Genomic DNA, 7,534 nt, shown 5'->3' with positions numbered 1-7,534 from the left:
CGGTGGTGGAGGTGGGAGGGCACCTGGCGTCCAGCCGGCACCTGACGGAGGTGACGCCCATGTCCGTGCGCGTGGTGCCCCTGGGGGACACCCGGGTGCGGCCCTTCCTGGGGGTGGGGGCCAGCCTGCTGGTGCCGCACTCCCGGCCCCGGCCCACGGCCCCGGATACGCTGGGCCGCCGCGTGCTCCAGGTGGGCGTGGAGCTGAGCGGCGGCGTCGGCGTGGAGCTGGGCCAGAACCTCTTCCTGTCCGCCGAGGCGCGCTACCAGAACTTCTCCGCCAGGGGCTCCCCCTTCTCCGGCGAGCGGCAGAGCCTGCGCTCCACGTTCCTGGGGCTGGGGATGCGCCTGTAGCTGTAGCGGGTGGGGCGGGTCGCTACAGACAGGCAGCGGCCTGTTGGAAGAAATTTTGACGGCCCTCTTGCGTCCTCTACAATCCTCGTCGGTTGCGGCCCAGACGCATCTGACATGCTCGGGTGTTCAGGCGTGCACAACAGAGGGAGCGGAGATGGAGCGCAAGGTCGGAAGTAGCACGTTGACCGCGAAAGAGGTCAAGGCGGCGCTGGAGAAGTCCACCACGCTGACGGCCGAGGAAGAGAAGGCCCTGCGCATGCGCCACGGCGCGGGCGCCCCCAGCAAGAGCGCGCCGCTGCCCCGCGCCGCCGGTGCCAACGCGGAGCTCGCGGACGAGCTGCTCGTCATCGAGATGCAGCTGATGAAGGCCATGCGCGCGCGCACCGGCCAGACGCGCACGGCGGCCAACGCCTCCAAGGCGCCGGCCCGCGAGGTCGCTCCGGCCAACGCGGCGAAGGACAAGATCGTCCGCGCGCTGCGCTCCAAGAAGAAGTAGGGGGCTGTATTCCCTACTGGTTGAGGATGGCCACGAGGCGCGCTCCCGCCTCGGGCAGCGCCAGCGGCGTGCCCGAGACCTCCGTGGCCAGTCCCTCCGCGTCGGCGGCGCCGCCCCGCGCGAAGAGCCCCTTGAGCCAGGCGAAGGCCGCGGGGTTGCGCCAGAAGTCCTCGTTGAACCGCTCCAGCAGGGACGCGGTGAGCCGGGTCTCCAGGGCCCAGGCCCGCAGGTAGCGGGTGACGTAGAGCTGTGAATCCACGTCATGCAGGAAGAAGCCCGGGTGCGGCTGCGCGAAGAGGGCGCGGCGCTGGCCGTCGGCGTACTCGTCCGCGCGGTCGGCGGAGGCGCCCTTCGTGCTGAGGGACAGCTCGTAGGACAGCTTCGCGCAGTGGCGGCGCAGCACGGCCAGGGCCTGGAACGCGGCCAGGCGCACGGCGTCCTTCGTGGTGCCGGACGGCAGGCCCAGGTAGCGCTTGAGCCAGGGCGGGGACAAGAGCAGCCGCTCGAAGGTGGCGGCGTACGCCTCCGTCACGGAGGCATCCCCCAGCCGGCGCAGCTCCATGGGGGCGTCCTCGTCCACGTGCGCCAGGTGCCACGCGTGGCCCAGCTCGTGGAGCAGGTCGCCCAGCGCGTCCATGCCGCTCCGGGGTTGGAGGACCAGGCGGATTTCGTGGGGCACGCGTACGGCGGCGACGAAGGGGCGTGACGCCTTGCCGGGGCGGGCCTCGTCATCCAGGCGGATGCGGCTGCCCGCGTTGGGGTGGAGGCCCCAGTCGGACAGCCAGCGCATCACGGCGGGGACGGTGTCCTCGCGGCGGAAGTGGGCGTCCATCCACGGGGCGCGCAGGGCGTGCTGCACGTCGTGGCGCCGGGCCTCGCCGCCGGGCAGCGGGCGCAGGGTGGGCTCCAGCTTGCGCAGCACGTAGGCCAGCACGTCGCGGTAGGCGTCCTCGGTGCGCTTCAGCGTCTCCTCGGCGCCTTCCGCCAGCTTGCCCGCGTCGATGCCGGTGACGTCCTGGCGCAGCGACGGGTAGTCCGGGAAGCCCAGCACCTCCGCGGTCTGGAGGGTGGCGTCGCGCCGGTCGCCATACGGGCCCCGGTTCTCCCAGAGGAAGTTGCCGGCGCCTCGCTCCAGCAGGGCGCGGCGGGCGCGGTTGGACTCGCGCGGCAGCTGGGACAGGGCCTGGGCCAGCGACAGCGTCGTGTCGTCCGCGGGGATGTGGGAGCGGGCCTCCAGCGCGACCACGGCGTCCGCCGCGGGCAGGGCGAGGGACTCCTCCACCTGGGTGGCGATGAGCTCGCGCACCAGCGAGATGCGGCGGATGGCGACGGGGTCGGGGTCGTCCTTGCCCTTCGCGCGGGCCAGCGCCTCGTTGGCGGCGGCGAAGGTCTCCGGCGACGACAGCTCCGGGAAGGACGCGTACAGGCGTGCGACGGGGAGGTCCGGGGAGAGTCCGGCGCCGTAGCGGTACTGGAGGGTGGCCAGCTCGGCGAGGAAGTCATCCAGCCGCGACCGGACGGAGAGCAGGGGGCGGTCCATGGCGGCGCGGAAGGTAACAGGAAGCCCGCGTCAGGGCAGGGAGCACGCGCATAGAGTGTCGCGCCATGTCCTTCCCCTCCGTTGCCTGGCCGCATGCCCCCCGGGAATCCCTGCTGGAAGGGGCCGGCTCGCGATGAAGCGCCGGACGTTCAAGGCGGAAGGGGCGCACGCGGGCCGCGCGCTGGTGGACGCGGTGGCGGCGGAGCTGGCGCTGCCGGTGGCGGACGTGCGGCGGCTGGTGGACGTGGGGGCCGTGTACGTGGCCGGGAAGCGCGCGAGGGACGGCGCCGTGAAGCTCCTGCCCTCGCAGGTGGTGACGGTGGTGCTGGAGGAGGCGGGGCAGAGCCCGCTGGAGGCTCCGAAGCCCGCCGCCCCCATGCGCGTGCTGTTCGAGGACGCGGACGTCCTCGCGGTGGACAAGCCCGCGGGCCTCAACGCGCAGCCCACGGAAGGCCGCGTGGGCGGCAGCCTGGTGGACCTGGTGGGCGAGCACCTGGGACGGCAGGCGGGGCTGGTGCACCGGCTGGACCGGGAGACCTCCGGGGTGACGGTGTTCGGCAAGACGGCGGCCGCCACCTCCGCGCTGGCCGAGGCGTTCCGGGAGGGCACCGCGCGCAAGCGCTACCTCGCGGCGACGGGGCCGGGGCTGGAGGCGGGCGGCACGGTGGACCTGCCCCTGTCGAAGGACCCCTCGCGGCCGGGGCGTTGGCGGGCGACCCGCGCGGCCAACGGCGTGCCCGCGTGGACGGACTACCGGACGCTGTTCGCGGGGGAGGCGTTCAGCCTGGTGGAGCTGCTGCCCCGGACGGGCCGCACGCACCAGCTCCGGGCGCACCTGACGGCGCTGGGGCATCCCATCCTGGGAGATGCGCGCTATGGCGGCGCGGGGAGCGCGGGGAGCCTGGTGGCGCCGCGCTGCCTGCTGCACGCGCATGCGTTGGAGTTGGGCCATCCGCGCACGGGCCGGCCGCTGCGGCTGGAGGCGCCGGTGCCGGACGACCTGAGGGCCTTCTTCGAGGCGGCGGGGGTGCGCGTTCCGGAGGGGCCCATCGTGGCCGTGGAGGGCTCCTGAGAACCTGGAAAACCGGGGGGCTTTCGTGGGTGCGGACGGGTGCCCCCGTCGCGCGCATCGTGTGTAGACTGGGGGCTTCATGGGTGGCGGGAGACACGGCAAGGGCCCACTGACGCCGGAGCCCTCCTCGCGCGGACCGGGGATGGGGTCGCGGGGAGACGACGTGCGAGGCGCGGTGGCCCAGGTCTGCCGGGATGCCGCCCGGCTGCTCCAGGAGGGGCAGGCGGCGCGGGCGTACTCCGGCCTGGTCTCCGCCAGCCGCTCCCTGCCGATGACGCCCCGGCTCGCGGCGGTGCTGGTGCGGTGCGCGCTGAAGGCGGGCACGGAGCGCGCGGTCATCACCCTGCTGGACGCGGCGATGGTCACGGAGCGGGGCGAGGTGCGCCGCGAGGTCCGCCGTCAGCTGTCGAGGGTGTTGCGCCGCACGGGCCAGGAAGCTCGCGCCGCGGCGGTGCTCAACGGGTTGTTGATGGACGCGCCCGACGACGCCCGGGCCCGCTTCGTGCTCGACGTGCTGCGCGAGCGGGTGGCGAAGGCGAAGCCTCCGGCGGAGGACGAGGAGTCCCGGACGAAGACCGTGGAGGTGTCCGCGCTGGCGCTGTCGGATCCGGAGCTGGGCAACACGGTGGTGGAGATGCCGGTGGTGGCGGCGCCGTCCTCGCCGGCGTGGGCGCCCCGGGCCGCCACGGTGCAGGTCCCGCTGGGCGAGTGGGCGGAGCTGGGACGGACGGCGGCGCCGCGAGGGCCGGAGTTCCCCTGGGATGACGAAGGCCCGGGCAAGGCCCGGGTGGTGACACCGCCGCAAGGCGCGAAGACCGTTCCGGAGCCTGTGTCTCCCGAGCCCGAGGTGGAGGCTGGCGAGACGCGCGAGGACACCGGGGCTGTGCCCGCGCCCGTCGTTGCTCCGTCCTCGACCGTGCCTGAACACGTCATCGCGGCGTTGAGCGCGTTGATGCTGTCAGGCCCGGCACGGACGACTGAGCCCGTGGCCGCGTCCGAAGTGAAGGCCGAGCAGGTGGAGGTGCCGAAGCCCGCTGCCGCGCCACCGTTGTTCGAGGCGACGCAGGTCTTCGGCAAGAAGCTCGAAGATGCGCCGCCGGCCGATGCCGCCCAGGCCAGCAACGAAACGCCTGCGCCCGCCGTGGTAGATGAGTCGACGTCGGAGAGGATCCTTTCGCGTCCGGCCGAGCCCGAGGCTGAAGCGCAAGCCAAGGCCTCCAGCGAGGACGCAGCGGCCTCGAGCAAGCCGGCTCCACGTCAGCCGGATGCGGTGCTGGTGCCGGGCGCGCCAGCGATGGCGTTCGACGACCAGGAAGCCACGTCGGAGATCGTCCCGCCCGAGCGTTCCGAAGCGGAGAAGGGCGCTCCCGCGTCAACGCCGTCCAGTGACGGAAAGCCATCCGCTCCGCGACGCGCCTCCGTGCTGGTCCCCGCCGCATCGAAGCCTGCGTTCGACGAGGAGGAATCGACTTCGGAAGTCGTCTTCCCCCAGCAGGACTCCACCGCACAGGCCGCGCCCAAGCGCGACTCCACGCGCGTCCCCTCGGTGAAGCCCTCCGAGCCCGCCGCGCCAGATGCTCCGGCCCCGGCGCGCCCCGTGGACGAGGGCTCGGAGCGGGCGCAGTCCCAGCGTCAGGAAGCCCAGCTCATCGCGCGGCGTGCGTGGCGCGAGCTGGCCCAGCTGTATCTCAAGCGCGCGGACCGCGCGAAGGACGCCCCCGAGCGCGCCGAAGCGCTCACGCGGCTCGCGGAGGTGATGGAGAACGAGCTCCAGGACTCAGCGGGCGCCGCGCGCATGTACCGGGAGATCGTCGAGCTGACCGGTGAGCGCACCGCGCTGCGTGAACAGGTCCGCCTGTTGTCGCAGCGGGAGGACGCCTCGCTCGTGCGCCGTGCGCTCGACGACGCGATTGCCCGGGCGAGGACGTCGCGAGCCCGCGCCGTGGCCCTGCTGACGCGAGGTGAGCGTCAGCTCAACATGGGCAACCCCGCGAAGGCGCGCGAGGACTTCGAGGCGGCGGATGCGCTGGTGCCCGGGATGCTGCCCGTGCTCGCGGGGCTGGTGCGCAGCGTCTCCGACGACGAGCGCTTCGCCCAGGTCGAGCGCCTGCGCGCCGCCTGTGCCGCCGCGCCACGCCGCGCACCGGATCGCCTGGAGGCGCTGCGGGTGCTCGCGCAGACCGCGGAGGAGTCCCTGGGCGACCTGCGCATCGCGCAGTGGGCCTGGGCGGAGGTGTTGGCGGAGAGCCCGGACAATGATCAACCCCGGGAGCACCTGCTGGCGCTCGCGCGCCGCCTGGGCGACCTGCCCGCGTTGAGCGCGCTGCTGCACGCGCAGCTCGCCCGTGAGCCCCGGGGGCCGGCCGCGCGCAAGGCGCACCTGGAGCGGGTGGCCACGCTGGAGGCGATGGGCGACGCGGGCGCGGCGCTGGCGGAGCTGCGTCAGGCCGTGCGTTTCGAGCCGGGGCACAAGGAAGCCTGGTTGCTGCTCGCGGACCGCTGCACCGAGCGCGAGCAGTTCGGCGAAGCAGCCTGGGCATTGGAGAACGCGGCCACCGCGACAGAGGACGACGAGGAGCGCCAGCGCACGTGGGAGCGGCTCGCGCTCTTCTGCCGCGAGGTGCTGCACAACACCGAGAAGGCCCGCCTCTACGCGCGCCGCGCGGAAAGCCTGCGCAAGGCCCGCGAGCAGCGCGCCCGTCCGCCGCAGCCGGAGCCCGCGCGACCGGCATCCCCGCAGCCCGCCGGGGTACCGCCGCCGTCGGTGCTCGTCGCGCCGCCAGTCGCCACGGGCCGGGTGCCCGCGGCGAAGAGCAAGGACCCGTCCGACGAGGTGACGTCCAACACGGACGTCCCGTCGCTGCTCCAGGCCGAGGAGTCCTCACCGGAGAAGCGCGCGCCCAAGGCGAAGGACCGGCCTCCAGCGAACGAGGCTCTCGACGCGGCTCCAGGCAACAAGAAGCGCGGGCGCACGTCGCGGCAGGAGCCAGGGCGAGGCGACGAAGCCTCAAAGGCCCCCTCTGGACGGCACGCAGCGGTAGGAGACAGTGCTCAGGGAGCGGAAGCGCGGCGGCGTCCGGCCTCCGGCAAGGCTTCGGTGGGAAGCGCTGTCTCCTTCGCGGATACAGCGCCGGGAGCGGAGGTCGAACTCCCGCTCAAGGCCCCATCGGGCCGTCACGCGCCGGTGGACGCCGCACGCCAGCCGAAGAGTCCGTCCGGTCGTCACGCCCCCGTAGGCGCCACGGCAGTGAGCACGGATGCCGTACGCGAACCGAAGGCTCCCTCAGGCAGCCACGCACCCGTCGGTGCCACGGACACCACGCGCCAGCCCAAGGCCCCGTCCGGACGCCATGCCCCGGTCGCGAGCGCATCTCCGGACGCGGAGCCACCCCGTCGCTCCGCTTCCACCAAGGTCCCAGCGGAGAGCCCGGTCTCCCTCGCGGATTCCGACCCCGCGCCTGGCCGCATGGCCCGGGCCGCGAAGCCGGCTCGCGGCGGCACGGCCCAGGACCCAGGCTCCACGCCAGAGGCCACGCCCGACCGCAAGCCGCGAGCCGCCGCCACGCCTCCGCGCGAAAGGACCACGGCCTTCGGCGCACCGCTCGCTCCGGAACTGGAGCCTGAACCTCCATCCGCGTCGCGCAAGGCTGCTCCCGAGGACAACGCCTCCGCCCGTTCCTCCAAGAACGCGGGCACGCAGGTCCGTGAAGCTCCCTCGCGCGTGGAACGCGCCCCTCGCGCCGGACACGCACCCCGCGCCCCGTTGTCCGCCAGCGGTGTAGAGCCCCCAGCCGCCGCGCCGCGCGCCATGGCCGGAGCCTCGCGCTCCGTCGCCCCTCCTTCGAAGGGGCGCGGCGCTCCCGAAGCCCCGCCCGACATCCCCCTCCTCAGCCAGATTCCATCGGAGGACGAAGACGAGGACGCCCAGGAGCTCGGCGGCGGGCCCGTGGAGGCCACGAGCGTCATCGCCTGGGAGGCCCCTCCCGGCCGCATGGACCCCGTGCGCCGCATCCACCGCGCAGGCCGTCCCGCAGGCCTGTATCTTATACACATCTCCGAGCCCCCGAGACCGG

At 73.9% G+C, this 7,534-nt stretch carries 4 protein-coding genes and 1 pseudogene; 4 read left to right on the top strand and 1 reads right to left on the bottom strand.

Annotation, left to right across the window (positions count from 1 at the left end; genetic code table 11):
• Positions 1–353, top strand: a pseudogene (locus tag D7X55_RS31845) (hypothetical protein); the annotation flags it as partial.
• A 154-nt stretch (positions 354–507) separates the two neighbouring features.
• The gene (locus tag D7X55_RS31840; RefSeq protein ID WP_120550473.1) at positions 508–849 is read left to right on the top strand and encodes a hypothetical protein; all 342 of its coding nucleotides are present in this window, start codon (positions 508–510) and stop codon (positions 847–849) included.
• 13 nt (positions 850–862) lie between these two features.
• On the opposite strand, the gene D7X55_RS31835 is transcribed toward D7X55_RS31840, so the two are convergent.
• Complete coding sequence (locus D7X55_RS31835; protein WP_121725032.1) at positions 863–2,389, bottom strand: peptidase M3; 1,527 nt, start codon at positions 2,387–2,389, stop codon at positions 863–865.
• Positions 2,390–2,522: 133 nt separating this feature from the next.
• On the opposite strand from D7X55_RS31835, the gene D7X55_RS31830 reads away from it, so the two are divergent.
• On the top strand, positions 2,523–3,461 hold the full coding sequence (locus D7X55_RS31830; protein WP_121725031.1) for an RluA family pseudouridine synthase: 939 nt from the start codon (positions 2,523–2,525) through the stop codon (positions 3,459–3,461).
• Between the two features lie 142 nt (positions 3,462–3,603).
• Positions 3,604–7,534: lipopolysaccharide assembly protein LapB (locus D7X55_RS31825; RefSeq protein WP_121725030.1), on the top strand; the 3,931-nt coding region annotated here is incomplete at its 3' end.

The organism is Corallococcus sp. AB049A (assembly GCF_003668885.1).
GTDB lineage: Bacteria > Myxococcota > Myxococcia > Myxococcales > Myxococcaceae > Corallococcus > Corallococcus interemptor.
Note: the sequence above shows the minus strand (reverse complement) of the source record. Positions and strands in the feature narration are given on the sequence as shown.